Here is a 22,748-nt window from a genome sequence, read left to right on the forward strand (position 1 = left end):
GGGACAGACTAACCAGTCGGTATGGAAAGACGGAAGAGTGTCGGAGGCCCGCCTCGTTCCCGTGGGCGGTCAGGACCGCTAGCGTGCGTGCCCATGTCACGCGCCCCGGCCGGGGACGGCGATCGAGGAGGTTTCGCATGGGCCTGTCGCGACGGAGTCTGCTGGCCGCCGGTGGCGCCCTCGGGGCGGTGGCGGCCGGCGCGCCCGGCGCCGCGGCTGCGGGTCAGGGACAGGGGCAGGGACAGGGACAGGGGCAGGGGCACGCGCGGGTGCGGACCGGCTTCGACCGGCTCGCCGACGACGGGTACGCCCTCCTCGCCGGCGAGCGCGTCGGCGTCGTCACCAACCCGACCGGAGTCACCCGGGACGCCCGGCACCTCGTGGACGTGATGCACGCCGACGAGCGGGTGGACCTGGTGGCGGTCTTCGGGCCGGAGCACGGCTTCCGGGGCACCGCGCAGGCGGGCGGCTCCGAGGGGCGGTACGACGATCCGGCGACCGGGCTGCCCGTCTTCGACACGTACCTGAAGAGCGGCCGGCCGCTCGCGGACGTCTTCACCGCCTCCGGCGTGGACACGGTCGTCTTCGACATCCAGGACGCCGGCGCCCGTTTCTACACCTACATCTGGACGCTGTACGACTGCATGGCGGCCGCCGCGCTCGCCGGGAAGCGGTTCGTGGTCCTGGACCGGCCGAACCCGGTCACCGGGCGGGCGGCGCTGGGTCCGGTCCTGGACCGGGCGTTCGCCACCTTCGTCGGACGCGAGCCGATCTCGCAGGCGCACGGCATGACGGTGGCCGAGCTGGCCCGCCTCTTCAACGGCGAGTTCCTCGCGGCGCCGGTCGCGCTGGAGACCGTGCGGATGACGGGGTGGCGCCGCGGCGACTTCTTCGACGCGACGGGGCTGCCCTGGGTGCCGCCCAGCCCCAACATGCCGACCCCGGAGACCGCCCTGGTCTACTCGGGCACCTGCCTCTTCGAGGGGACGAACCTCTCCGAGGGGCGGGGCACCACCCGCCCCTTCGAGCTCCTCGGCGCGGAGGGGATCGACCGCCGGTGGGCGGAGGCCGCGAACGCGCTCGGCCTGCCCGGGGTACGCCTCCGGGAGGCCTACTTCGCGCCGACCTTCTCCAAGTTCCAGGGGAAGACCGTGGGCGGCGTGCAACTGCACGTCCACGACCGGGAGTCCTTCGATCCGGTGCGGACCGGCATCGGGCTCCTGATCACCGCCCGGAGCTCGTGGTCCGGCTTCGCCTGGCGGGCGGACCACTGGATCGACAAGCTGACCGGGTCGACCCGGGTGCGGACGATGATCGACGCGGGCGCGGGGGTGGACGAGGTCGTCGGCGCGTGGCAGGCGGACCTGGCGGCCTTCCGCGCGGTGCGGAGGGAGTACCTGCTGTACCGGTGAGGCGCGGTCGCGCCGGATCACCCGGGCTCACGGCGCGCCTGGCGGGGCAGGGTCGACGGGGTGGGGCCGACGGGGCGGGGCCGACGGGGTGGGGCTGCCCCCATGATCGACAGGGGTGCGGGCGGGATGTCCCCCGCCCGCCCCGCCGACCAGGCTGGACCCCATGAACCGCTTCCCCTCCTCGTTACGGCGCCGCCTGCCCGTCGTCGGTCTCCTCCTCGCCGCCTGCCTCGGCTCCCTGGCACCCGCCGCAGGGGCCGCCGGTCCCCCGCCCCCCGTCGATCCCGCCCGCGAACTCGCGCGCACCGCGCAGCCGTTGACCGACCTCCGGCCGCTGGACCGGATGATCGGGTCGGCCAAGGTCGTCGGGATCGGCGAGGCCACGCACAGCTCCGCGGAGTTCTTCACCACCAAGCACCGCGTCTTCGAGCACCTCGTGGAGAGCAAGGGCTTCACCGCCTTCGCCCTGGAGGCGAACTGGTCCACGGGCCTGCTCGTCGACGAGTGGGTCCGCACGGGCCGGGGGGACATCCGGGCGATCATGCGGGACGAGTTCCAGGAGTCGTACCGGCTCTGGAACACCGAGGAGTACCTCGACCTCTTCCAGTGGATGCGGCGGCACAACCAGCGCCATCCGGACCACCCGGTCCGCTTCCTGGGCAACGACCTCGGGTACGCGGGAGCGAACGTCTTCGACGAGGTGACCTCGTACGTGGCCCGCACCCGGCCCGCGCTCCTTCCCCGCGTCCAGGAGCTGTACCGGAGCTCGCGCCCCACCGGCGGGGTCGAGGCGTGGATGCGGGGGTACATGGGCCGGCCGCGGGCCGAACGGCAGCGGATGGCCGCCGACGTGAACACCGCCCTCGCCCTCCTGGAGCGGCAGCCGCCCGCCGCGCGCGACCCGCGCGCGCGGGAGGCGGCGGAGTGGGCGGTGCAGCACGCGCGGGCGATCGCCCAGGTCGGCACCGAGTACGCCCACGACCTGGAGACTCCGGAGGGCGTGGCCGCGGCGATGCTCTACCGCGACCGGACCATGGCCGACAACACCGTGTGGTGGCAGCGGCAGACCGGCGACCGGATCGTGCTCTCGGCGCACAACGGGCACGTCGGCTACGAGACACCCAAGGCCGACCAGTACCCGCGGATCCAGGGTGCCTTCCTGCGGGACGCCCTCGGACGGGACTACGTGAGCGTCGGCGCCTCCTTCGGGCAGGGCTCCTTCACCGCGCACGACACCGGGGCCCCCGGGGAGCCGCGGCGGGTCTTCACGCTCGGCACGCTCGGACCGGACAGCAACGCCCACACCCTGGACCGGGTCTCGCCCGCCCCCTTCTACCTGGACATGCGGCGGGCGTCACCGGCCGCGCGGGAGTGGCTCGCCGTCCCCCGCCCGACCCGCGGCATCGGTACGGCCTACCCGTGGCCGGACGCCGTGTATCCGGCGCGCCTCTCCACCGGGTACGACCTGCTGATCCACTTCCCCCGGATCACGGCGGCGCGCATCCGCTGAGGCGGGAGGTACGGCCGGGACGCCCGGTGCGGCACGGGGACGGCCGCCGTCCGGGCTGTCCGGGACCGCCACGGCCCGGGACCCGTCCGGCGACGGGTCCCAGGTCTGGCCGGGGGCGCGCGCGGGCATGCTGGCCTGGAGCCGCCGCCCGCGCACGGCGCGTCCTGGGTGCGACGGCCACCTCGACGGAGAGGGCCGGGCCGTGACCGGGATGAGTGTGGAGCCGTACCGGGAGATCACGTTCGACAAGGAGGGCGACGGGCCCGCGGGTCAGCCCGCGGCCCTCGCCGCACTCGCCCGGCAGGGCGTCACCGACCTGGTGGTGTTCGCGCACGGGTGGAACAGCTCACCGGCCGGGGCCACCCGGCTCTGCTCCGACTTCTTCGAACCCTTCCCCGGGCTGCTCGCGCCCGGCGTCGAGGCCGGGTACGCGGGGGTGATCTGGCCCTCGATGATGTTCACCGGCGAGCCGGTCCCCGACTACCGGGCCCTGGTGACGGTCCTGCCGGAGAAGGAGCCGGTCCTCGACCGGCTCACCGAACTCCTGGTGACGGCGCCGGCGGACGAGGCGGCGTTCGCCGCGTTCGGGGCGCTGCTGCGGGAGCTGACGGACGTGGACGGCGGCGGGCCGGGCGGGCCCGGAGCCGCCGGGCCCCGGGAGCCGGTCCCCGCCTTCCTGGTCGCGGACCCGGTGGAGGTGTGCGCCCTGTTCACCGAGGCGCTGGAGGGGGCCGGGCCGGACTCCGGTCGCGCGGCCGGGCGGGCGGAGGGCTTCGGGGAGGGGCTCGCCCGGTACTGGAAGGGAGCCCGGGAGGCCCTGCGCCAGGCCACGTACTACGTGATGAAGAAGCGGGCCGGGCGGGTCGGCGAGTTCGGCCTCGGGCCCCTGCTGGGCGAGGTCGCCCGCGCCGCCCCGCGCCTCCGGGTCCACCTGGTGGGCCACAGCATGGGCGCGCGGCTCGTCGCGTACGCGCTGAAGGGGCTGCCGCCCGGGGCCCGCCCGGTCGCCTCGGTGACCCTCCTCCAAGGCGCCTTCTCGCACTACGCGTTCGCGGCGCGGCTGCCGCACGACCCCGGGCGCGCCGGCTCCCTGCGGGGCCTGCAGGAGCGGGTCCGGGGGCCCGTGGTCGCCTGCTACTCGCGGCACGACACGGCGCTCGGGGTGTTCTACCCGCTGGCGTCCCGGCTGGCGGGCGACTCCGCCTCGCTGGCCCCGGCCGGACTGCTCGGGCCGGGCGATCCGCGCTGGGCGGCGATCGGGCACGACGGCGTCCAGGCGGTGCCGGGGACGGTGGTGCGGCCGCTGGCGGCGGTCCTGCGGGAGGGAGTGCCGGCCTCGGGCTGCGTGAGCGTCGACACGGCGGACGTGGTCCGCTCCCACGGCGACGTCTGCCGTGCGGAGCTGGCCCGGGTGGTGGTGTCGGCCGCGCGAACGGGCAGGTAGGAGGGTCGCGGGGGCATCCCGGGCGCGCACCCGGGCCGCTTCGGGCTCCTGAGGACTCCTCTGTTCCGCCCCGTCTCCGGCGCTCCGGGGCCACCGCTGATGGCTGCCATCCGATTTTCGATGGAACACCGCGGGGCGCTCGTTCGTCCCTCTGATACCGCGGAACGACCAGCGACGGAGGTGGCGGGAGATGGCCGGTTTCCGGAGTCTCGCGAGACAGGTGCGCGATCCGGGGTGCGACACGGCGCTGCGCAGGTACTCCCTGCGCAAGTGCCTGGAGCGGTTCGCGCCGTACGGACACAGGGCGACGTGGGACCACCTGTGCCGCCGGCACAGGTTCGGACCCGAGGACCGGGAGCTCGACCCCGGGCGGCTGATCGCCGCGCTCGACGAGCTGGAGGAGGCGCGGGCCGTGTGGCTCGCGTACGAGGAGGAGTTCGCCGCCCGGAGGCGGCGCGAGAAGCACGAGGGGCTGCGCGGGCTCGGCGCCCTGGACGACTGGCACCGGCGGGTGTGGGGCGGCAACGGCGTGGTGCGGTGCGGCGATCCCGCCGTGCACCCCTCGGACCCGCTGCCCGAGGTGCTGCGGCGGCTGATCACCGCCCTGGAGGGCGACCCGGGCGAGCGGTGCCCGGTGTGTACGGGGCCGCGCATCGAGTGGACCGGCGGCGACACGTACGAGCCGTGGCTCGGTCCGGTCTGCGGGGACTGCGGGGTGGGCGTGCCGCGCGCGGTGCTCACCTCGGGGGCGCTGGCCCGCGCCCGCGGGGAGCGGAGCCGCTCCCTCGCGTCGGCGGCGTGAGTCCGGGGCGGGACGACGTGCCGCCGGTGCTCCAGGTCTGCCTCAACGGGACGCGGGGGCCCGGGGACTGTGCCGGGGTGCCGATGTCGCCCGAGTCTCTCGCGGAGTCCGCGGCGCGGGCGGTGGAGGCGGGCGCGGGCGAGGTGCGGGTGCACCCCCGGACGCCGTGCGGGAGTACGTCGCTCTCGCCCCGGGTGCTCGGACCGGTCCTGGAGGCGGTGCGGGCGGCGGTGGGCGGCGGCGTGCGGATCACGACCGCGGTGACCGCCGAGCCCGACACTGGGCGCCGGGTGGAGCGGATCCGGTCCTGGACGGTGCTGCCCGACCTGGTGTCGGTCGACTGGCACGAGCCGGGGGCCGAGGACGCGGCGGAGGCGCTCATGGCGCGCGGGATCGGGGTCGAGGCCGGGCTGTGGGCCGGTACGGACGGAGCGGAGCGCTTCGCCGGCTCGGCGCTCGTGCCCGGGGTGCGGCGGATCCTGGTGAAGGTGCCGCACCCGTCGGCCGGCGGCGACGCCGAACGGGCCGCGCGCTCATTGCTGTCGGAACTGGGCCCGCCGGCCGGGACCCCCGTGCTGCTGCACGGCGAGGGGCCCGGCGCGTGGCCGGTGCTGCGGCTCGCCGGTCGCCTCGGCCTCGGCGCCCGGATCGGCCTGGAGGACACCGTGCTGCTGCCGGACGGCACGGCGGCGCGCTCCAACGCGGAACTCGTCGCCGCGGCGCGGGTCGCGACCGGCTCGCGGCCGCCCCAGCGGCAGGCCTAGGCCTCCTCCTCGGCGGCGGGGCGGCGGACGGGGAGGAGCCGGGAGCCCGCCATGCGCGCGCCGAAGGCGTCGTCGGGGTTGGACAGGACGCAGGTCTCCAGGGAGAGGCAGCCGCAGCCGATGCAGTCCGTCAGGTGGTCGCGGAGCCGGCCGAGCTGCTTGATGCGCTCGTCCAGCTCGGTGCGCCAGGCCGCGGAGAGCCGGGCCCAGTCCTCGTTGGTCGGCGTGCGCTCCTCGGGGAGCTGGGCGAGGGCCTCGCGGATGGTCGCCAGGGGGATCCCGACCCGCTGCGCGGCGCGGACGAACGCGACCCGGCGCAGGGCGTCCCGGCCATAGCGGCGCTGGTTGCCGGTGGTGCGGCGGCTGCTGATGAGCCCCTTCGCCTCGTAGAAGTGGAGGGCGGAGACGGCCGCCCCGCTGCGGGCGGAGAGCTGGCCGACGGTGAGCTCGTGGATCTTCTCTGGAATCTGCGGCACCCCGCGACCCTACTGGTCCGGTCCGTTGACAGCGGACCGCTCACCCCACATGCTGAGCAAGCGCTTAGATACCGACCGTTGGGTATGCCGTACCGGGTGTGGGGCATGCCGGACCAGAAGGGACCAGGAACATGGCCGAGCCGAGGATCTTCACCTCCGCCGAGGAGCTGCGCGCGGGAGTCGGCGAGCAGCTGGGGCACAGCGACTGGGTGGAGATCGACCAGAAGCGGATCGACCTCTTCGCGGACGCGACCGGGGACCACCAGTGGATCCACGTGGACCCGGAGCGCGCGGCCACCGGCCCGTTCGGCACCACCATCGCGCACGGCTATCTGACCCTGTCGCTGCTGCCGCTGTTCGTTCCGCAGGTGCTGCGGGTCGAGGGCATGAAGATGGGCCTCAACTACGGCACGGAGAAGGTGCGCTTCCCCGCGCCCGTGCCGGTCGGTTCGCGGCTGCGCGCCACGGCCGTCCTGACGAAGGTCGAGGAGGCGGGCGGCGGGGTCCAGGTGACGGCGGCCGTGACCGTCGAGCGCGAGGGCTCCGAGAAGCCGGTCTGCGTCGCCGAGTCCGTCTCCCGCTACTACTTCTGAGCGCCGACCATCCTGAGTACGAGGTCGGCGTAGAGCGCGCCGACCTCGTCGGGCGAGCGGCGGCCCTGGACGTTGAACCAGCGCGAGACGTCGATGCAGAGCGACAGGACGGCGACGGTGGTGCCGGCGGCGTCCGGCACGTCGAACTCGCCCGCGGCCACGCCCTCGTCGATGATCCCGCGGACCGCCGCGTCGGAGTGGCGGCGCAGTTCCACGATCTCGGCCCGGTGCTCGGGGCCGAGGGCGTCGAGCTCGTACTGGACGACCCGCGCGGTGGTGTGGCGCTCGGCGTGCCAGCGGACGAAGGAGCGCACGGCGTCGGCGAGACGCTCGGCCGCCGTGCCCTCGCCGGCGGCCGCGGCCCGGAGGATCTCCAGGGCCTTGTCGTGGCCGATGCGGCTGATCCGGTGGAGCAGCTCTTCCTTGGTCTTGTAGTGGATGTAGAGCGCGGCCGGGCTCATGCCGGCGCGGCCCGCGATGTCCCGGGTGGTGGTGGCGTGGTAGCCGCGCTCGGCGAACGCCTCGACGGCGGCCACCAGCAGTCGCCGGGCCGCCTCGGGCGTGACCTCGCCCCAGGGCATGTCCTCGCCCCCGGGCGTCTCCTCCGCCGCGCTCATCCCACACTCCCTCTCGGACCCGTCAGGACGCCCACCATACCAACGAGGGTGAGCAAGCGCTTAGAGACGGAGAACGGCAGCTCAGGACCCGCGGAGCGGTCAGAGCTTCTGGAAGGGGTCGTGCTCGGCGAGCAGCTTCTCCAGCCGGGCCTGGTCGACGCGACTGACGATCTGCCCGGCCTCCTGGCGGTCGCGGACGACCTTGGCGAGGGTGAAGGACGAGGTGGTGAGGTAGAGGACGGCGACGGCGAGGAAGGCGCGGACCCAGGCGCTGGCCTCCAGCTGGTAGATGCCGATGGCCACCGCCGCGAGGGCGAGCGAGAAGGAGGCGACGGCCTGGGCGTAGTAGGCGGCGGTGTTCTGCTGCTTGACCGGTGTGTCACTCATGGGCACAGCATCGGCCGGATGTGGCCGGCACCACATCCGTCCGCGTACTCAGCCGGATACTCAGAAGGGTCCGGGGTCAGAAGGCGGACAACCCCGTCAGCGCCCGGCCGATGATGAGCTTCTGGATCTGGCTGGTGCCCTCGTACAGGGTCATCACGCGGGCGTCCCTGAGGAGCTTCCCGACCGGGTACTCGTCGATGTAGCCGTAACCGCCGAAGACCTGGAGCGCGTTGTTCGCGGCGCGGACGGCGGCCTCGGAGGCGTACAGCTTCGCCTTGGAGGCCGCGGTCGCGAAGTCCCGGCCGCGGTCGATCAGGTCGGCGACCCGCCAGGTGAGCAGCCGGGCGGCGTCCACGTCGACGGCGATGTCGCTGATCAGCTCCTGCACGAGCTGGTACGAGGCGATGGGCTTGCCGAACTGCTCGCGCTCCCCCGCGTACCGGACGGCCGCGTCGAGGGCGGCCTGGGCGATGCCGACGCAGCCGGCGGCGACCGACATGCGGCCCTTGGCCAGGGCGGACATGGCGACGGCGAAGCCCTTGCCCTCGGGGCCGAGCATCGCGGTCGCCGGGACGCGGACGTCCTCCAGGACGAGTTCGGCGGTGGCCTGGCCGCGCAGTCCGAGCTTCCCGTGGACGGCCCGCCGGGTGAGGCCGGGACTGTCGGCCGGGACGAGGAAGGCGGACACCCCGCGGTGGCCCGGGGCGCCTCCGGTGCGCGCGAAGAGCAGCACGACGTCGGCCCAGGTGCCGTTGGTGATGAACATCTTGGTGCCGCTGAGGAGGTAGTCGTCGCCGTCGCGCACGGCCCGGGTGGCGAGGTTCCCGGCGTCGGAGCCGGTGCCGGGCTCGGTGAGGCCGAAGCAGCCGAGCGCGTCGCCGGAGGCGAGCCGGGGCAGCCACTCCCGCTTCTGGTCCTCGTCGCCCCAGGCGGCGACGGTCTTGGCGACCAGGCCGAGGGAGACGGAGACGATGCCGCGCACCGAGGAGTCGCCGCGGCCCAGTTCCTCGGTCACGAGGCAGTACGCGAGGTGGTCGCCGCCCGAACCGCCGTACTCCTCCGGGATCGTGAGCCCGAGGAAGCCGACGGCCCCGAGCTTCTTCACGATCGCCCGGTCCACCTCCTCGGCGCGGTCCCAGGCGGTGGCGTGCGGAGCGACCTCGCGCGCGACGAAGTCCTCGGCGAGCCGCCGTGCGGCCTCCTGCTCCTCGCTCGGTTCCAGATTCACGTGGCGCCCACCTCACCCGACCATTTAATTACCACTGCTAGTTTTCAGCGTGCAGGCCTACTATGTGCGCCATGGCCCGACCGCGCAAGCCCCTGCTCAGCCGAGACCGCATCGTCGAGACGGCGGGCGCGCTCGTGGACGCGGAGGGCCTCGGCGCGCTCTCCACCCGGCGGCTCGCGGCCGAACTCGGAGTGAGCGGACCCTCCCTCTACAACCACTTCCGGACCAAGGACGAGATCCTGGACGCGGTCGCCGACGCGGTGAGCGCCAAGATCGACCTGTCGATGTTCGCGGAGGACGACGGCCGCGACTGGCAGACGGCGCTGCACGACTGGGCCGTCTCCTACCGCGCCGCCCTCGCCGACCACCCGCACATCGTCCCGGTCCTCGCCCAGGGCCCCGGCCGCAGGCCCGCCGGACTGCGCGTCGCGGACGCCGTCTTCGGCGCGATGGTCCGGGCGGGCTGGACACCGGCCCAGGCCACCTCGATCGGCGCGCTGATGCGGTACTTCGTGACCGGCTCCGCCCTCGGCTCCTTCGCGCGGGGCTTCGTCGACGACGAGACGGCCTACGACCCGGCCGACTACCCCCACCTCGGCCAGGCGCACCGGCTCGCCGAGCACCGCCAGAAGGTCGACGAGGGCGCCTTCACCACGGGACTGCGGGCGCTGCTCGACGGGCTGCGCCTGCAGTACGAGGCCCTGGCGCCCGGCGCCGCCGCCCGGCCCGCCGCCGGCTCCCCGGGACGACGGGACGGTTCGGCCGCCGCCGAAGCGTGAGTGCGGGACGCTGGGTGCATGGCAGCCAGTGACCTCGCCGCCCTCGCGGCGCTCTTCGCGGACGAGACCCGCGCCGCCTTCCTCCTTGCCCTGCTGGACGGACGGGCCTGGACCTCCGGGGAACTCGCCCGGCACGCGGGCGTGGCGCCGTCCACCGCCAGCGAGCACCTCGGGAAGCTCGTCGCCGGAGGGATGCTCGCCGAGGAACGGCAGGGGCGCCACCGGTACGTGCGCCTCGCCGACCCCGGCGTCGCGCACCTCGTCGAGGACCTGGCCGCCCGCTCCGAACCGGCGGTCGCACCGCCGCCCCGCTCCCTGGGCGCCGCGAGCGCCGGGCGGGCGATGGCCCGCGGCCGGACCTGCTACGACCATCTCGCCGGACGGCTCGGCATCGCGATCACCGAGGCGATGACGGTCCGCGGACTGCTGCGCCAGGACACCGGGTTCGCGCTCACGGACCGGGGTCTGGCCTGGTTCGACGAGCTGGGCGTGCCCCTCGTGCGCCGCGGACGGCGGCCCCTCGCGCGCGGCTGCCTCGACTGGACCGAGCGCAGGCCCCACCTCGCGGGGCTCTCCGGCGCCGCGCTGTGCCGGCACGCGCTGGAGGCGGGGTGGTGCGAACGGATCGGCTCGGAGCGGGCCGTCAGGGTGACCGCGCGGGGCGAGCGCGAGCTCCACGCGCACCTGGGCATCGCGCCGGAGGAACTCCGGTGAGTCCGCGCCCGGCCCCAGGCGGCCCGGGCGGCTCCGGCGGCCGGCGGCTCCGGCTGCCCCAGCCGCTCCGGCGCACCGGGCTCTCCGGCGGCCCGGGCGATGACGTGGGGAGGCCGCACCAGCTCGCGCCCCGGCGACGGCGACGGCGACGGCGCGGGGAGGCCGTTCCGGCCCGGCGGCCCCGGGATATTGCGGTGAGCGCCGAAGGATCCGCGCCCTACGGTCGAGCCATGCAGAAGCAATCCTCGCGGCTCGCCCTCGCCGCCGCCGGTGTCACGGTCGTCCTGTGGGCCTCCGCCTTCGTCTCCATCCGCAGCGCGGGAGAGGCCTACTCCCCCGGCGCGCTGGCGCTCGGCCGGCTGCTCGCCGGCGGCCTCGTGCTGGGAGCCGTGCTCCTGGTGCGCCGGGAGGGGCTGCCGCCCCGGGCGGCCTGGCCGGGGATCCTGGTCTCCGGACTGCTCTGGTTCGGGGTGTACATGGTGGTGCTCAACTGGGGTGAGCAGGAGGTCGACGCGGGCACCGCGGCGATGGTGGTGAACATCGGACCGGTCCTGATCGCGCTGCTCGGCGCCCGCTTCCTCGAGGAGTCCCTCCCACCCCGGCTGCTGGCCGGCATGGCGGTGTCCTTCGCCGGGGCCGTGGTCGTGGGCCTCTCGATGTCCCGGGACTCCTCCGGCGCGCACGCCTCGCTGCTCGGGGTGCTCCTCTGCCTCCTCGCGGCGATGGCGTACGCCGGCGGGGTCGTGGCGCAGAAGCCGGCGCTCGCCCACGGCAGCGCGCTCCAGGTGACCACGTTCGGATGCCTGGTGGGCGCGGCGGCCTGCCTGCCGTTCGCCGGGCAGCTGGTCGACGAGGCGGCCCGGGCGCCGCTGCCGGCCACCCTGAACATGGTCTACCTGGGGGTGTTCCCGACCGCGCTCGCCTTCACGACGTGGGCCTACGCGCTGGCCCGGACGACCGCGGGACGGATGGGCGCGACGACGTACGCCGTACCGGCCCTCGTGGTGCTGATGGCCTGGCTGCTGCTCGGCGAACTGCCGGGGCTCCTCACCCTCGCGGGCGGCGCGCTGTGCCTCGCCGGGGTGGCCGTATCCCGCTCACGGGCGCGTACCTCCGCCGGCGCCGGAACGGCCGAATCCACCTGACAGGGCATGGCTTCGGTTCCGGACACTTCACCGGCCGCCGGCGCCGGGTGTGCGCCCGCGACCTGGACGGGAGGAGCGCGTCAAGCCCCAGTTTCGGCCCCCGCGGCGAGAGCGTACGTTTCGTGGCCCCTCGGCCGGATAGTTTCGAGTCGGTCACAGGCGCGGGCCGGAACACAACGCTCCGGCACCTTCTCGGAAGCCGACGGGGGAGCTCATGGCGATTCAGCAGAGGGCGGAACGCACAAGACAGGAAATCCTGTCCGCGGCCGCGAAAGTGTTCGACGGGCAGGGGTACGAGCGGGCGTCGCTCGCCAGGATCGCAGGCGAGGCCCGGGTCACCACCGGCGCGCTCGTCTTCCACTTCGCCACCAAGGCGGAGCTGGCGACGGCCGTCCACGGGCGGGCCCGGGCGGTCACCGGAATCACGGTGGAGTCGGCCTGCCTGTCCACGGAGGGAGTCGGCGGGACATCGATCGACAAGCTGGTCATCGCCACGCACGCGCTGATCCGGCTCTTCGAGACCGACCCGACGGCGCGGGCGGGTGAACGTCTGGCGCGGGAGCTCCACTTAGCCGGCCCGGGGTTATCCCGGGACTGCCCCTGGCGGCGCGAGGTGGCGCGCCTGGCTCGTTACGCGGAGGCCGAGAAGGCTCTGCGCCCGGGTGTGGACGCGACCGCGGTCGCGGCGCTGATCGGTTACGTGATCACCGGCGTCGAGCTGGAGATGCGCTGTCCGAACGGCCCGTCGGACGAGTGCTGGCCCACCGAGGACCCGAGAGGCGCGGACAGCGCCGCCCTGCACGGTCCCGCCGAGCAACGGCTGGACCGTATCTGGAAGTTGATCCTCCCCGGCCTGGTCCACCCGGCCGGGCGACGGCCCGGGGCCTAGCGAAGCCTTGCCGATCGGGCCGGCCCGGGGAGCGGCACCGGGCCGCACGAGCCCGGCGTGATCGGCGGGGCGCCGACCCGGGGGTGTCCCGCCGGACCCGCCGCGCCGGCCGGCGGGACGCCCTTGCCGCCCGCGGGACGCCCCTTTCCGCCCGCGGGACGCCCCTCCCCGGGGTGTGCCCGGAGACGAACGCCGCCCGCCTCACTCCCCCGAACGCAGCAGCTGCCGGGCGAAGTCCGCGAGGGAGCGGCCGACGCGTTCGGCCGACAGGCCGAGTTCGTGCCGCTGGAACTGGAAGAGCTCGGGTGACAGCGGGCTGAGCGCGATGTCGATCAGCGGGTCCGGGTCCTGGATCCCGTGGTCGACGAGCAGCGTGCGGACGTGCACGCGCCAGAAGCCGTAGGCACCCGTGCGGAAGCGCGCGGGCCCGGTCTCCGCGCCGAGGGCCAGCGGCAGGTGCCGCTCCAGGAGGTCGAGCATCGCGAGGTAGAACGCCGCGAGCCGCTCCCCCGCCGGAGCGCCCGGGCCGAGCGGCGGCGGCCCGTAGATGAGCTGGCCCTGGAGCCTGCGCTCGTGCTCGTCGAGCAGCGCGACGGCGACCGACGAGGGGTCGGGGAAGCTCCGGTAGAGCGTGGCCCGGCCCACTCCGGCGGCCTTGGCGATCCGATCCATGGTGACCGTCCGCGGATCCTGCTGGGCGAAGAGCTGCTCGGCCGCGGCCAGGATCTGGGCGCGGTTGCGTTCGGCGTCCGCGCGTCTGCGCGGGGCGACCGGCTGTTCGTCCGCGGCCTGGAGATCACCGAGGAGCCCGCCGACCCGGTGGACGGAGGCTGCTCCACGACCCCGCTGCTCGTCGTCGCTCATGGGTCAGACCTTACTTCCCCCGCAGCTAAGTGGACACCTTGTCCGTTTGACGTGTCGCGTGGCATGCTAAACGGACTCAGTGTCCACTTACCCGCTCGCCATCCCCGCCCCAGGGAGATCCAGATGCACACCGCGCTCCTCGCCGCGGCCCTGCTGGTCGGCTGCCTCCTGGCCGTCCAGGCCTCGGTGAACCTCCAGCTCAACTCGGCCGTCGGCACCCCGTACGGCGCCTCGACCATCCAGCTCGGCGTCGCGACCGGTCTGCTGACCGTGCTCGCGGTGGCGGCCGGAGCGCTCGGCGCGCTCGGCAAGCTGCCCGACGTCGAGCCCTGGCAGCTGCTCGGCGGACTCGCCAGTCCGCTCTACATCACCAGCGGCATCCTGCTCTTCCCCCGGCTCGGCGCCCTCGCGGCCGTCGGACTCTTCGTCACCGGGCAGATGTTCGCCTCGCTCGCCCTCGACCTCTTCGGTCTGCTCGGCCTCCAGCAGCAGGACCTGAGTGCCGGGATCGTCATCGGCGCCGTGGCCGTGCTCGCCGGCATCGTCGTGATCATCCGGGGCATGAAGGCCGCGGCGCCTCCCGGCGCCCCCAAGATGTCGAGCGCCGGACGGGTCGGCTGGCTCGCCCTCGGCATCGTCGCCGGAGCCGTGCTGCCCGTGCAGGGCGCGGTCAACGCCCAGCTGCGCGCCCAGCTCCAGCAGCCCGTCACCGTCGCCGTGATCAGCTTCGCCGTGGCGACCTTCACCATCGCCGTCGTCCTGCTCGTGCTGTACGCGACCCGGAAGACCCCGGCGCCCAAGATCGCCCCGCTGAAGAAGATGCCCTGGTGGGGCTGGCTCGGTGGCGCCTGCGCCGCCGCCTACGTCACCGGCACCTTCCTGCTCATCCCCGAGATCGGCGCGGCCGTCACCATCGCCCTCACCGTCACCGGGCAGCAGCTCACCTCGGCCCTGATCGACCACAAGGGCCTCTTCAAGCTCCCCCAGCGCTCCCTCACGAAGCCGCGCGCCGTGGGCCTCGCCCTGCTGATCGCCGGCTCCCTGACCATCCAGCTCGTCTGACCGGGGCCGCGCTCCCCCGGACCCCTTCCCGGGGGAGCGCGGCCCGCCCGGTCGTCATGAAAGGTGTGCCATGAAAGCGTCCTACACCGCCGGGCCGGACCTCCACGTCCTCCCCTCGGCACTGCCCATCCCGGGCCTCGGCGACCAGCCGGTCAACGCCTTCCTCCTCCGCTCCGGCGAGCCGATCCTCGTGGACACCGGCATGCCCGTGGACCGGGAGGGCTTCCTGGACTCCCTCTGGTCGCTGATCGAGCCGGCCGACCTGCGCTGGGTCGTCGTCACCCACGACGACCGCGACCACACCGGCGCCCTCGCCCGCATCCTGGAGGCGGCGCCGAACGCGAAGGTGCTCGCCAACGCGATATCGGTGACGCGAATATCGGAAGAGTTCACCATTCCGCAGGAACGTGTCGTGACCGCGAACCCGGGAAGTCGCGTGAAAGTCGGCGACCGCGAGCTGAGTTTTCACCGGCCGCCCACTTTCGATTCACCCGGCACGCTCGCCGTGTTCGACCATTCCGATGGAACGCTCTACAGCTCCGACAGTTTCGGTACCGTAGTCGAGGAAATCAGCCAGGAGTTCACCGACCTCTCGGAGGCGGAATTCTTCCACGGCTTCGAGGTCCTCAACCGGGCGATAGCCCCGTGGACCGCGCTGGTCGACGAGACGAAGTTCCTGGCGCCGGTGCACGAGCTGGCCGCCCTGCGCCCGGCGAAGCTGCTGAGCGCCCACGGGCCGACCGTCCGCGAGGCCGCCGTGCCGCGGCTCTTCGAGGCGATGGCCCGCATCCCCTCCCTGCCGGCCTGGCTGCCCGGCGCCGACCTCGACCTGGAGGCGGCGCTCGACGCCGTCGAACCGCCGCCCGCCGCCTGAGATCCCCGCACGAACCGAGGAGAACCATGTTCGACCCGACCACCGCCGACCTGACGCCGCCGCGCGGAGTCGTCACCGTCTTCTCCGACATCTGGTGTTCCTTCGCGCACATCGCGATCCACCGTCTGCACGCCACCCGGGCCCGCCTCGGCCTGGAGGAGCAGGTCTCCTTCGACCTGCGCGCCTTCCCCCTCGAACTGCTCAACGACGCCCCCAGCCCGCGCCCCGGCACGGACAGCGAGGTCGCCCGGATGGCCAGCCTGGAGCCGGCCGCCGGCTGGCAGCTGTGGCAGGCCAAGGACTGGCTCTACCCGTCGACGACCCTGCCCGCCCTGGAGGCCGTGCTCGCCGCCAAGGAGCAGGGCCTGCGCGCCTCCGAGCTGCTCGACCTGGGGCTGCGCCGCGCCTTCTGGGCCGAGTCGCGCTGCATCAGCCACCGCAAGGTGATCCTGGACGTGGCCGCCGAGACCGGCGCCGTCGACGTCGGGGCGCTCGCCGAGGCCCTGGACGACGGGCGGGCCCGCCGGACCCTCGCGGACCAGTCGGCGCTCGCCCAGAGCGACCGGGTGAACTGCAGCCCCCACCTGTTCCTGCCCGACGGCTCCGACCACGCCAACCCCGGCATCGAGGTCGACTGGGAGGGCGCCTACGGCATCGGCTGGCCGGTCATCGGCTCGGACGACCCGAAGGTATTCGAGGACATCCTCCTGAAGGCCGCCACTGAATAGTTGAAACACCGCCGAACAGGCGGCGCAGCACCGGAACGACGGGCAGGCATTCCTTTTCGAGGAATGCCTGCCCGTCGTTCCTTTTTTCGGCCCGCAGAACATCGCGGTGATTATTAATTGCGTGACCCGGCCGTTATTCGCAAGGCCGCTCGAAGCTCCTACAGTCATTCACGCCGCCGGAATTCCGGACGGAGATTCGTTTCGACAGCGGGAGTTCTTCATGTCGTTGACCGACAAGGCAGACGTCAGCACGTTCGTCGACCTCACCCAGCACGAGATCGAAGCCCTGAAGACCCGGTTCAACCTTGCCGACGCGCACACCCACCAGCGGCAGTCCACCTCCCAGGAGCGGATCGTCTCGCGGCTCCCCGAGCTCTGGCACGAGTCCGAGTCGAAGCAGCAGGCGCACTTCGAGCGGCAGTTCCTGGACGCCTTCTTCCGGCTGCACCAGCAGCCCACCGCCCGTGCGATGGGCCGCACCCTCCTGTCGTACTCGGCGAGCGTCTCGACGATGGTCGCCGGCATGTTCCTCAAGCAGCGCGACATGTCGGTGCAGCTCGTCGAGCCCTGCTTCGACAACCTGGTCGACCTGCTGCGCAACATGCAGGTGCCGATCGCCCCGTTCGCCGAGTCGGCGCTGCACGACAAGGACTCCATCTACCAGCGGCTCGTCGACGAGATCACCGCGGACGCGATCTACCTCGTCGACCCGAACAACCCGACCGGGTTCACCCTGCTCGCCGAGAAGCTGGAGGGCTTCCGCGAGGTCGTCCGCTTCTGCGTGGACCACGACAAGGTCCTGGTGATGGACTTCTGCTTCGCCTCCTTCGCGCTCTGCGACGAGGGCATCGGCCGGGTGGACATCTACCGGCTCCTGGAGGAGTCCGGCGTGACGTACATGGTCATGGAGGACACCGGCAAGACCTGGCCGATCCAGGACGCCAAGTGCGCCATGATCACGGCCAGTCAGGACATCCAGGAGGAGGTCTACAACCTCCACACCAGCGTCCTCCTGAACGTCTCGCCGTTCGTCCTCAACATGGTCACGCAGTACGTCGAGGACTCCATCACCGACGGCTTCGCCTCCGTCCGCGACATCATCCGCACCAACGGCGAGGCCGCCCGCCAGGCCCTCAGCGGCACGATCCTCGAGTTCCAGGAGCCGGTCGTCGGCACCAGCGTCGCCTGGTTCCGGATCAAGCCCGAGCACCTGACCGCCACCCAGCTGCAGGCCGTCCTCTTCGACGAGGAGGTGTACGTCCTGCCGGGCACCTTCTTCTACTGGAACACCAAGGAGAAGGGCGAGCGCTTCGTGCGCCTGGCCCTGGCCCGCGAGCCGGAGCTGTTCGCCGGCGCGATGGAGCGGATGCGGAAGGTCCTCGAGCGCTATGCCGTCTGACCTCGGACCCGTGTTCATCGACGCCACGACGTTCATGGGCATGCACAGCAAGGACGACGCGGTCCGCACGGCCGCCAAGGCCTTCTTCGCCGGCCGGCTGGCCGCGGGCGAGGCGGGCGGGGTCGTCATGAGCTGGGAGCAGGTCGGCCGCTGCGACGACCTCGTGTGGGGATACGAGCGGGGACTGCAGGACGAGTACTACCCGTTCATGGACGTCCTCCACACGGACCTGGCCGTCGACCGGATCCCCTACACCGAGGACGACGTCCGCCGGGCCTTCGACGAGCCCGCCCTCGACGGACTGCCCGCCCACGAACGCCTGCTGCTCTCCCAGGTCATCGGCCGCGGGGGCGTGCTCCACACGGCGAGCCCCCGGCTCGTCCGCACGGCGGCCGCGCTGCCCGTCGTCCCCCTGGTCCCGCTCGACCCGGCCGACGCTCCCGCCCCCGGCGAGGAGCCCTCGTTCCCGGCGTACCTGGAAGACCTCTACCAGCGGTCGCTGGTCCTGAAGGTCGTCTCCGAAACCCTCTGAACTCGTTCCGAAGGGCACTCCACTCATGCCTGGCACCTACTCCGGGACCGTCGTCCCGCTGATCACCCCCCTCGACGAGCACGGCGTCGTCGACGAGGCGAGCGTCGTCCGCCTCCTGGACCACATCCGCAACGAGGTCAGCGGCTTCATGCCGGCCCTGACCTCCGGCGAGGGCTGGAAGCTCGACCCTCGGCAGTGGCAGGACGTCGTCACGTACACCGTCCGGCACGCGGGCGGCCTGCCCGTCCTGGCCGGCATCCAGCTCCCCGACACCGACGCCGTGATCGAGCGGGCCCGGGCGGCGGCCGCGATCGGCGCCGACGCCGTCGTCGTCACCACGCCGTTCGGCACCGACGTGACGCAGGACGCGATCGTCGAGCACTACAAGGCGATCCGCGCCGCCCTCGACATCCCGATCTTCCTCTACAACGAGGAGGCGCTCTCGGGCAACCGCATCGAGTTCGACACCCTGATCCGGATCTGCAAGGAGATACCGGGGATCGTCGGCATCAAGGAGTCCAGCGGCGACGCCGCCTTCACCCGGAACATGGCCGAGGCCGGCACCGGCATCCCGGTCTTCGAGGGCTGGGAGAACCTCCTCGTCGACGCCCGCGGCATCGACGGGTTCATCGGCCCGCTGGCCAACCTCGAACCCTCCCTCTGCAACGCGATGCTGGTCGACCCGACCCCCGACCGGCAGGCGGAGATCAACGCCGTCTGCGAGCGGTACGGCGTCTTCAAGGACGACTGGTACCGCTGGGTCAAGAAGGAACTCCACCAGCGCGGCGTGATCGCCTCCCCCACCGTGCACGAGGAGGCGAAGGCGGCATGAGCACCACCCCCGCCGCTCCCTCCCCGGCCGACGTCCCGGTGGCCGCCCACTCGATCACGGCCCCGGCCGCGACCGCGCAGCGCGAGCTGCACGGTCTCTACCGCCGGGTCCCCAACCTCGGCGACTACGGCTCGATGACCGCGATCGAGGAACGCTGGATCCTGCCCAAGGCGCGGGCGTACGAGGCCTCCGCGCCCCGCTTCTCCTCGCCCGGCGAACTCCTCCAGGCGCTCAAGGAGTTCCTCGCCGAGGAGGAGGCCGCGCTCCCGGAGAGCGCCACCTTCCTGGCCGAGCACGCGACGCTCGACCAGTTCAAGACCGTGGTCCGGCAGTTCGCGCTCGACGGCCTCACCGAGTCGGAGTCGCTGCTCCCGGTCGTGCCCCGGCTGCCGTACCGCTCGGCGATGGCGGTCTTCCGCGTCCTCATCGACGAACTCGGCTGCGGCAACGAGGAGAAGGCCCACTCCCAGCTCTACCGGGACCTGCTCACCGAGCTCGGACTGAGCCTCCGGCTCGACGACTACCTCGACGAGACGGTTCCGGAGTGCTTCGCCTACGTCAACATGTTCCACTGGCTGGCGAGCCGGGCCCCCTCGCCCCAGTACTTCCTGGGCGCGTACGCCTACTTCGAGACCAGCGTGCTGTACGCCTTCCAGAGCTTCGCCCGGGCGGCCCGGCGGCTGGGCATCACCCACGACGCCTACTACACCGAGCACCTGTACATCGACTCGTACCACAGCAACCACATGCGGACGGCGATCCGCTCGCTCGACGAGCCGGACCTGGCGAAGATCTGGGCCGGCGTGCGCCTGGCCTCCGACATCGTCGGCACGGCCACGGAGGCGGCGGTGGCGCGAGCCCGGGAGACGGCCGCATGACGGCCGTGCCCGCGGGGCGCCGGCGGGACTCCGACGAGCCCGCCGTCCGCCAGGTGACCGAGGACCTGGTCCTCGTCGAGGTCGGCGGCCGCAAGGTCCTCGCGGCCGCCCTCTGCCCCCACCGCGGGGGCCGGCTCAAGTACGGCAGGGTCGACGGGGACAGGCTGCGCATCACCTGCCCCCTGCACCACACCACCTTCGACCTGAGCAGCGGGGAGCGCCTGTCGGGAGCGGCGTGCGCCTCCCTCCGCGTCGTGGACGTGCTGCCGGGCGACCTGTCGGTCCCCGAGCAGCGCGACCCCGCGCACGACACGGCCCGGGCCGCCTCCGCCGAGGCGGCCGCGGCTCCCGGCGCGGCACCGTCCGGGGGCGCCTCATGACCACCACACCGACGGGGACGGCGTCCACCGCGACGCCGCCCCGCGCGGCGGCCGACCACGACGGCATCGCGCCGGTCCCCGAAGCCGAACGGACGTCGACCCCGGGCGACTTCGGCTGGATCTGGCCCTCCGCGCAGTTCTCCTTCGGCACGGTCGTCCTCGGCGCGCTGCCCGTCGTGTTCGGCCTCGGCTGGTGGGCCTCGGCGAGCGCCATCGCCGTCGGCGCCGCCGTCGGCACGGCGCTGCTGGCGCCGCTCGCCCGCTTCGGCGTCCGCACCGGCACCAACGACCCCGTGTCGAGCGGCGCCCACTTCGGTGTCCGGGGCCGGGTCGTCGGCAACGTCCTCACGGTGGTGACGGCGCTCGGCTTCTTCGCCATCGCCGTCTGGACGGGCGGCACCGCCGTCATGGTCGCGGGCCACCGCCTGCTCTCCACCCCCACCGGCCCCGGCGCGCTGACCGTCGCGATGTTCGTGACGGCGGCGGCGGTCGCCCTGGTCGCCGTGCGCGGCCACGGGACCCTCGTCCGCACGTACAAGATCACCGCGGTCACCGGCGGCGCGGTCCTCCTCGGCACCGCCCTGGTCCTCGCCCCGGACTTCGACCCGGGCTACGCCGGCGGGACACTGGCGCTCGACAGCACCCTGCACACCTGGCTGCTCGCGGCGACCGCCTCCGCGACCGTGCCCCTGTCCTACGCCACCTTCCAGGGCGACTACACCCGCTACATGCCCGCCTCCACGCCCACCGGCCGGGTCGTGCGGGCCAGCGGGACCTCCATGTTCCTCAGCAGTCTGGCCGCGCTGCTCACCGGCGCGTACGTGACGACGCTCTTCCCCGTCCCCGACGAGCCCTGGCTCCAGGGCCTGACGGACGCGGTGCCCGGCTGGTTCGCGGTCGCCGTCGTGGTGTTCGGCTTCGCCGGCACCCTGCCGCAGGCCGGACTCTGCCTGTACGCGGCCGGACTCTCCGCGAACTCCGTGTTCTGGCGCTCCTCGCGGGCCGCCGTGACCACGGTGGTCGCGGTCCTGGCGGCGGCCGTCCTGTACCTGGGGGCGGTGGTGTACGACGCCATGGACGCGATGTCGGCGTTCGTGACGCTGCTGCTCACCGTCGTCGCCCCCTGGGCGGCGGTGCTCTCCGTCGGCTACGTGCTCCACCGCGGCCGGTACGACGCGGAGGCGCTGCGCACCTTCACCACGGGCGGGGGCGGCCGGTACTGGTACACCCGCGGGGTGAACCCGAGGGCCGCCGCGGCCTTCGTGCTGGGTTCGGCCGTCGGCGTGCTCTGGGTCAACAACCCGCTGTACACCGGCCCGCTGACCGATCTCACGGGTGGCGTCGACCTGAGCCTGCCGGCCTCCTTCGCGGTCGCCGCCGTGGTCTACGGGGTGCTGTGCCGGGTGTGGCCCGAGCCGCTGCTGCCGCCGACACGAGTCCCGAGGTGACGATGTCCGCCACAGTCCCGACCACCGCCCGGCTCACGGTCCGGTCGGTCGTCCCCGAGGCCGAGGGCGTGCTGGGCCTGGTCCTCGCCGACCCCTCGGGGGCAGATCTGGCCCCCTGGGAGCCGGGCGCCCACCTGGAGGTGACGCTGCCGTCCGGGGCCGTCCGGCACTACTCGCTCTGCGGGGACCCGGCGGACCGGAGCACGTACCGGCTCGGGGTGCTGCGGGAGGCCGGCGGGCGCGGCGGGTCGGAGGAGGTCCACACGGCCGTCGGCGCGGGCACGGTCCTCGGGGTGCGGGGCCCGTTCAACCGCTTCCCGCTGGTCCCGGCGGAGCGGTACCTGTTCGTCGCGGGCGGCATCGGGATCACCCCGCTGCTGCCGATGGTGCGCTCGCTCCCGGCGGGGTCGTGGTCCCTGCTGTACGGCGGACGGAACCTGGCGTCCATGGCGTACCGCGAGGAGCTGGCCGCGCTTCCCGGGGTCACGCTCGTCCCGCAGGACACGGCGGGACTGCCCGACCTGGAAGGGGTCCTCGCGGGGCTGCCCGCGGGGACGGCCGTGTACTGCTGCGGGCCGGAAGGGCTGCTGCGGGCCGTGCGGGACCGCTGGCCCGGCCCCCTGCACACGGAGCGCTTCACGGCGGCCCCGGCCGCCGGCCTCGCGGCGGACCCCGGCACCGGCGACGGCTTCGAGGTGGAGCTGCGGCGGAGCGGTCGGACCGTGCGCGTCCCGCCCGGGCGCACCCTGCTCGACGCCGTCCGCGACGTCGTCCCCGGGGTCGCGTACTCCTGCGAGGAGGGGTTCTGCGGGACCTGCGAGACCAAGGTGATCGCCGGGACGCCCGAGCACCACGACTCCGTCCTCGGTGAGGACGAGAAGGCCTCGGGCACGACGATGATGATCTGCGTGGGCCGCTCGCGCGGCGCCCGCCTCGTGCTCGACCTGTGACCCGTCGCGCGCGGACACCCCCCGTACCGCGCCGACGCGCG

The 22,748-nt window shown here is 73.5% G+C and carries 25 protein-coding genes; 20 read left to right on the forward strand and 5 right to left on the reverse strand.

Features of this window, described 5'->3' with window-relative positions:
• Nucleotides 1-137 precede the first annotated feature (137 nt).
• From ACF09E_RS19960 to ACF09E_RS19980, 5 genes are all read left to right on the forward strand, one after another.
• Nucleotides 138-1,412 carry an exo-beta-N-acetylmuramidase NamZ domain-containing protein gene (locus ACF09E_RS19960; RefSeq protein ID WP_392206327.1) on the forward strand — a complete coding sequence of 425 codons (1,275 nt, stop codon included), beginning with the start codon at nucleotides 138-140 and terminating at the stop codon, nucleotides 1,410-1,412.
• A gap of 163 nt (nucleotides 1,413-1,575) precedes the next feature.
• The gene (locus ACF09E_RS19965) at nucleotides 1,576-2,922 is read left to right on the forward strand and encodes an erythromycin esterase family protein (protein ID WP_392206328.1); all 1,347 of its coding nucleotides are present in this window, start codon (nucleotides 1,576-1,578) and stop codon (nucleotides 2,920-2,922) included.
• A gap of 211 nt (nucleotides 2,923-3,133) precedes the next feature.
• Nucleotides 3,134-4,366 carry a serine-threonine protein kinase gene (locus tag ACF09E_RS19970; RefSeq protein ID WP_392206418.1) on the forward strand — a complete coding sequence of 411 codons (1,233 nt, stop codon included), beginning with the start codon at nucleotides 3,134-3,136 and terminating at the stop codon, nucleotides 4,364-4,366.
• A 190-nt stretch (nucleotides 4,367-4,556) separates the two neighbouring features.
• Nucleotides 4,557-5,168 (forward strand): hypothetical protein, encoded by a 612-nt coding sequence (locus ACF09E_RS19975; RefSeq protein ID WP_361858796.1) that lies wholly within the window; start codon nucleotides 4,557-4,559, stop codon nucleotides 5,166-5,168.
• Between the two features lie 26 nt (nucleotides 5,169-5,194).
• Nucleotides 5,195-5,932 (forward strand): 3-keto-5-aminohexanoate cleavage protein, encoded by a 738-nt coding sequence (locus ACF09E_RS19980; protein WP_392206419.1) that lies wholly within the window; start codon nucleotides 5,195-5,197, stop codon nucleotides 5,930-5,932.
• Here the strand turns inward: ACF09E_RS19980 and soxR are convergent.
• A complete protein-coding gene (gene soxR, locus ACF09E_RS19985) occupies nucleotides 5,929-6,408 on the reverse strand; it encodes a redox-sensitive transcriptional activator SoxR (RefSeq protein ID WP_392206329.1) in 480 nt (159 codons plus the stop codon). The two genes, ACF09E_RS19980 and soxR, sit on opposite strands and share 4 nt — an antisense overlap.
• A 131-nt stretch (nucleotides 6,409-6,539) precedes the next feature.
• Here soxR and ACF09E_RS19990 point away from each other — a divergent pair, with 131 nt between their 5' ends.
• Entirely contained in the window at nucleotides 6,540-7,001 is a 462-nt protein-coding gene (locus ACF09E_RS19990; RefSeq protein WP_148004796.1) for a MaoC family dehydratase, read from the forward strand.
• On the opposite strand, the gene ACF09E_RS19995 is transcribed toward ACF09E_RS19990, so the two are convergent.
• The 3 genes from ACF09E_RS19995 to ACF09E_RS20005 form a co-directional block, all read right to left on the reverse strand.
• Nucleotides 6,992-7,618 (reverse strand): TetR/AcrR family transcriptional regulator, encoded by a 627-nt coding sequence (locus ACF09E_RS19995; RefSeq protein ID WP_392206330.1) that lies wholly within the window; start codon nucleotides 7,616-7,618, stop codon nucleotides 6,992-6,994. The two genes, ACF09E_RS19990 and ACF09E_RS19995, sit on opposite strands and share 10 nt — an antisense overlap.
• Before the next feature lie 99 nt (nucleotides 7,619-7,717).
• On the reverse strand, nucleotides 7,718-8,005 hold the full coding sequence (locus ACF09E_RS20000; RefSeq protein WP_361858808.1) for a YiaA/YiaB family inner membrane protein: 288 nt from the start codon (nucleotides 8,003-8,005) through the stop codon (nucleotides 7,718-7,720).
• 76 nt (nucleotides 8,006-8,081) lie between these two features.
• A complete protein-coding gene (locus ACF09E_RS20005) occupies nucleotides 8,082-9,233 on the reverse strand; it encodes an acyl-CoA dehydrogenase family protein (RefSeq protein WP_392206331.1) in 1,152 nt (383 codons plus the stop codon).
• 71 nt (nucleotides 9,234-9,304) lie between these two features.
• On the opposite strand from ACF09E_RS20005, the gene ACF09E_RS20010 reads away from it, so the two are divergent.
• The 4 genes from ACF09E_RS20010 to ACF09E_RS20025 all read left to right on the forward strand — a co-directional run bounded on the left by ACF09E_RS20010 (nucleotide 9,305) and on the right by ACF09E_RS20025 (nucleotide 12,760).
• A complete protein-coding gene (locus ACF09E_RS20010; protein ID WP_392206332.1) occupies nucleotides 9,305-10,012 on the forward strand; it encodes a TetR/AcrR family transcriptional regulator in 708 nt (235 codons plus the stop codon).
• A gap of 18 nt (nucleotides 10,013-10,030) precedes the next feature.
• Nucleotides 10,031-10,726, forward strand: a complete 696-nt coding sequence (locus tag ACF09E_RS20015; RefSeq protein ID WP_392206333.1) for an ArsR/SmtB family transcription factor — start codon at nucleotides 10,031-10,033, stop codon at nucleotides 10,724-10,726.
• Nucleotides 10,727-10,956: 230 nt separating this feature from the next.
• The gene (locus tag ACF09E_RS20020) at nucleotides 10,957-11,871 is read left to right on the forward strand and encodes a DMT family transporter (protein ID WP_392206334.1); all 915 of its coding nucleotides are present in this window, start codon (nucleotides 10,957-10,959) and stop codon (nucleotides 11,869-11,871) included.
• 214 nt (nucleotides 11,872-12,085) lie between these two features.
• Nucleotides 12,086-12,760 (forward strand): TetR family transcriptional regulator, encoded by a 675-nt coding sequence (locus ACF09E_RS20025; RefSeq protein WP_392206335.1) that lies wholly within the window; start codon nucleotides 12,086-12,088, stop codon nucleotides 12,758-12,760.
• A gap of 201 nt (nucleotides 12,761-12,961) precedes the next feature.
• Here ACF09E_RS20025 and ACF09E_RS20030 read toward each other — a convergent pair whose 3' ends face one another.
• Nucleotides 12,962-13,624: a helix-turn-helix domain-containing protein gene (locus tag ACF09E_RS20030; RefSeq protein WP_361859646.1), complete on the reverse strand. Its 663-nt coding sequence runs from the start codon at nucleotides 13,622-13,624 to the stop codon at nucleotides 12,962-12,964.
• Nucleotides 13,625-13,747: 123 nt separating this feature from the next.
• Between ACF09E_RS20030 and ACF09E_RS20035 the strand changes: the two genes are divergently transcribed.
• The 10 genes from ACF09E_RS20035 (at nucleotide 13,748) to ACF09E_RS20080 (ending at nucleotide 22,707) form a co-directional block, all read left to right on the forward strand.
• Entirely contained in the window at nucleotides 13,748-14,686 is a 939-nt protein-coding gene (locus tag ACF09E_RS20035; protein ID WP_361859643.1) for a DMT family transporter, read from the forward strand.
• Between the two features lie 70 nt (nucleotides 14,687-14,756).
• Nucleotides 14,757-15,560 carry an MBL fold metallo-hydrolase gene (locus ACF09E_RS20040; protein WP_388804418.1) on the forward strand — a complete coding sequence of 268 codons (804 nt, stop codon included), beginning with the start codon at nucleotides 14,757-14,759 and terminating at the stop codon, nucleotides 15,558-15,560.
• Nucleotides 15,561-15,586: 26 nt separating this feature from the next.
• The gene (locus tag ACF09E_RS20045) at nucleotides 15,587-16,288 is read left to right on the forward strand and encodes a DsbA family protein (RefSeq protein WP_392206336.1); all 702 of its coding nucleotides are present in this window, start codon (nucleotides 15,587-15,589) and stop codon (nucleotides 16,286-16,288) included.
• A gap of 220 nt (nucleotides 16,289-16,508) precedes the next feature.
• Nucleotides 16,509-17,687: an aminotransferase class I/II-fold pyridoxal phosphate-dependent enzyme gene (locus tag ACF09E_RS20050; protein ID WP_392206337.1), complete on the forward strand. Its 1,179-nt coding sequence runs from the start codon at nucleotides 16,509-16,511 to the stop codon at nucleotides 17,685-17,687.
• Entirely contained in the window at nucleotides 17,677-18,219 is a 543-nt protein-coding gene (locus tag ACF09E_RS20055; protein WP_392206338.1) for a DUF6190 family protein, read from the forward strand. The genes ACF09E_RS20050 and ACF09E_RS20055 overlap by 11 nt, the downstream gene beginning before the upstream one ends.
• A gap of 25 nt (nucleotides 18,220-18,244) precedes the next feature.
• A complete protein-coding gene (locus ACF09E_RS20060; protein ID WP_392206339.1) occupies nucleotides 18,245-19,051 on the forward strand; it encodes a dihydrodipicolinate synthase family protein in 807 nt (268 codons plus the stop codon).
• Complete coding sequence (locus ACF09E_RS20065; protein ID WP_388804407.1) at nucleotides 19,048-19,929, forward strand: iron-containing redox enzyme family protein; 882 nt, start codon at nucleotides 19,048-19,050, stop codon at nucleotides 19,927-19,929. The genes ACF09E_RS20060 and ACF09E_RS20065 overlap by 4 nt, the downstream gene beginning before the upstream one ends.
• Complete coding sequence (locus ACF09E_RS20070) at nucleotides 19,926-20,309, forward strand: Rieske (2Fe-2S) protein (RefSeq protein WP_392206340.1); 384 nt, start codon at nucleotides 19,926-19,928, stop codon at nucleotides 20,307-20,309. The genes ACF09E_RS20065 and ACF09E_RS20070 overlap by 4 nt, the downstream gene beginning before the upstream one ends.
• Nucleotides 20,306-21,757 (forward strand): purine-cytosine permease family protein, encoded by a 1,452-nt coding sequence (locus ACF09E_RS20075; RefSeq protein ID WP_392206341.1) that lies wholly within the window; start codon nucleotides 20,306-20,308, stop codon nucleotides 21,755-21,757. The genes ACF09E_RS20070 and ACF09E_RS20075 overlap by 4 nt, the downstream gene beginning before the upstream one ends.
• Nucleotides 21,758-21,759: 2 nt before the next feature.
• Nucleotides 21,760-22,707 (forward strand): PDR/VanB family oxidoreductase, encoded by a 948-nt coding sequence (locus ACF09E_RS20080; protein WP_392206342.1) that lies wholly within the window; start codon nucleotides 21,760-21,762, stop codon nucleotides 22,705-22,707.
• The last annotated feature ends 41 nt before the right edge of the window (nucleotides 22,708-22,748 follow it).

The sequence above is a fragment of the Streptomyces sp. NPDC014891 genome (genome assembly GCF_043081085.1).
In the GTDB taxonomy this organism is placed as follows: Bacteria; Actinomycetota; Actinomycetes; order Streptomycetales; family Streptomycetaceae; genus Streptomyces.

Coding starts and splice junctions, on each gene's coding strand:
- ACF09E_RS20040 (WP_388804418.1), top strand. CDS start 14,757: ATGAAAGCGTCCTACACCGCCGGGCCGGACCTCCACGTCCTCCCCTCG.
- ACF09E_RS20030 (WP_361859646.1), bottom strand. CDS start 13,624: ATGAGCGACGACGAGCAGCGGGGTCGTGGAGCAGCCTCCGTCCACCGG.
- ACF09E_RS20045 (WP_392206336.1), top strand. CDS start 15,587: ATGTTCGACCCGACCACCGCCGACCTGACGCCGCCGCGCGGAGTCGTC.
- ACF09E_RS20010 (WP_392206332.1), top strand. CDS start 9,305: ATGGCCCGACCGCGCAAGCCCCTGCTCAGCCGAGACCGCATCGTCGAG.
- ACF09E_RS20055 (WP_392206338.1), top strand. CDS start 17,677: ATGCCGTCTGACCTCGGACCCGTGTTCATCGACGCCACGACGTTCATG.
- ACF09E_RS20070 (WP_392206340.1), top strand. CDS start 19,926: ATGACGGCCGTGCCCGCGGGGCGCCGGCGGGACTCCGACGAGCCCGCC.
- ACF09E_RS20050 (WP_392206337.1), top strand. CDS start 16,509: ATGTCGTTGACCGACAAGGCAGACGTCAGCACGTTCGTCGACCTCACC.
- ACF09E_RS20025 (WP_392206335.1), top strand. CDS start 12,086: ATGGCGATTCAGCAGAGGGCGGAACGCACAAGACAGGAAATCCTGTCC.
- ACF09E_RS20000 (WP_361858808.1), bottom strand. CDS start 8,005: ATGAGTGACACACCGGTCAAGCAGCAGAACACCGCCGCCTACTACGCC.
- ACF09E_RS20060 (WP_392206339.1), top strand. CDS start 18,245: ATGCCTGGCACCTACTCCGGGACCGTCGTCCCGCTGATCACCCCCCTC.
- ACF09E_RS19970 (WP_392206418.1), top strand. CDS start 3,134: ATGAGTGTGGAGCCGTACCGGGAGATCACGTTCGACAAGGAGGGCGAC.
- ACF09E_RS19990 (WP_148004796.1), top strand. CDS start 6,540: ATGGCCGAGCCGAGGATCTTCACCTCCGCCGAGGAGCTGCGCGCGGGA.
- ACF09E_RS19975 (WP_361858796.1), top strand. CDS start 4,557: ATGGCCGGTTTCCGGAGTCTCGCGAGACAGGTGCGCGATCCGGGGTGC.
- ACF09E_RS20075 (WP_392206341.1), top strand. CDS start 20,306: ATGACCACCACACCGACGGGGACGGCGTCCACCGCGACGCCGCCCCGC.
- ACF09E_RS20080 (WP_392206342.1), top strand. CDS start 21,760: ATGTCCGCCACAGTCCCGACCACCGCCCGGCTCACGGTCCGGTCGGTC.
- ACF09E_RS19995 (WP_392206330.1), bottom strand. CDS start 7,618: ATGAGCGCGGCGGAGGAGACGCCCGGGGGCGAGGACATGCCCTGGGGC.
- ACF09E_RS20035 (WP_361859643.1), top strand. CDS start 13,748: ATGCACACCGCGCTCCTCGCCGCGGCCCTGCTGGTCGGCTGCCTCCTG.
- ACF09E_RS20015 (WP_392206333.1), top strand. CDS start 10,031: ATGGCAGCCAGTGACCTCGCCGCCCTCGCGGCGCTCTTCGCGGACGAG.
- ACF09E_RS19960 (WP_392206327.1), top strand. CDS start 138: ATGGGCCTGTCGCGACGGAGTCTGCTGGCCGCCGGTGGCGCCCTCGGG.
- ACF09E_RS20065 (WP_388804407.1), top strand. CDS start 19,048: ATGAGCACCACCCCCGCCGCTCCCTCCCCGGCCGACGTCCCGGTGGCC.
- ACF09E_RS20020 (WP_392206334.1), top strand. CDS start 10,957: ATGCAGAAGCAATCCTCGCGGCTCGCCCTCGCCGCCGCCGGTGTCACG.
- ACF09E_RS19965 (WP_392206328.1), top strand. CDS start 1,576: ATGAACCGCTTCCCCTCCTCGTTACGGCGCCGCCTGCCCGTCGTCGGT.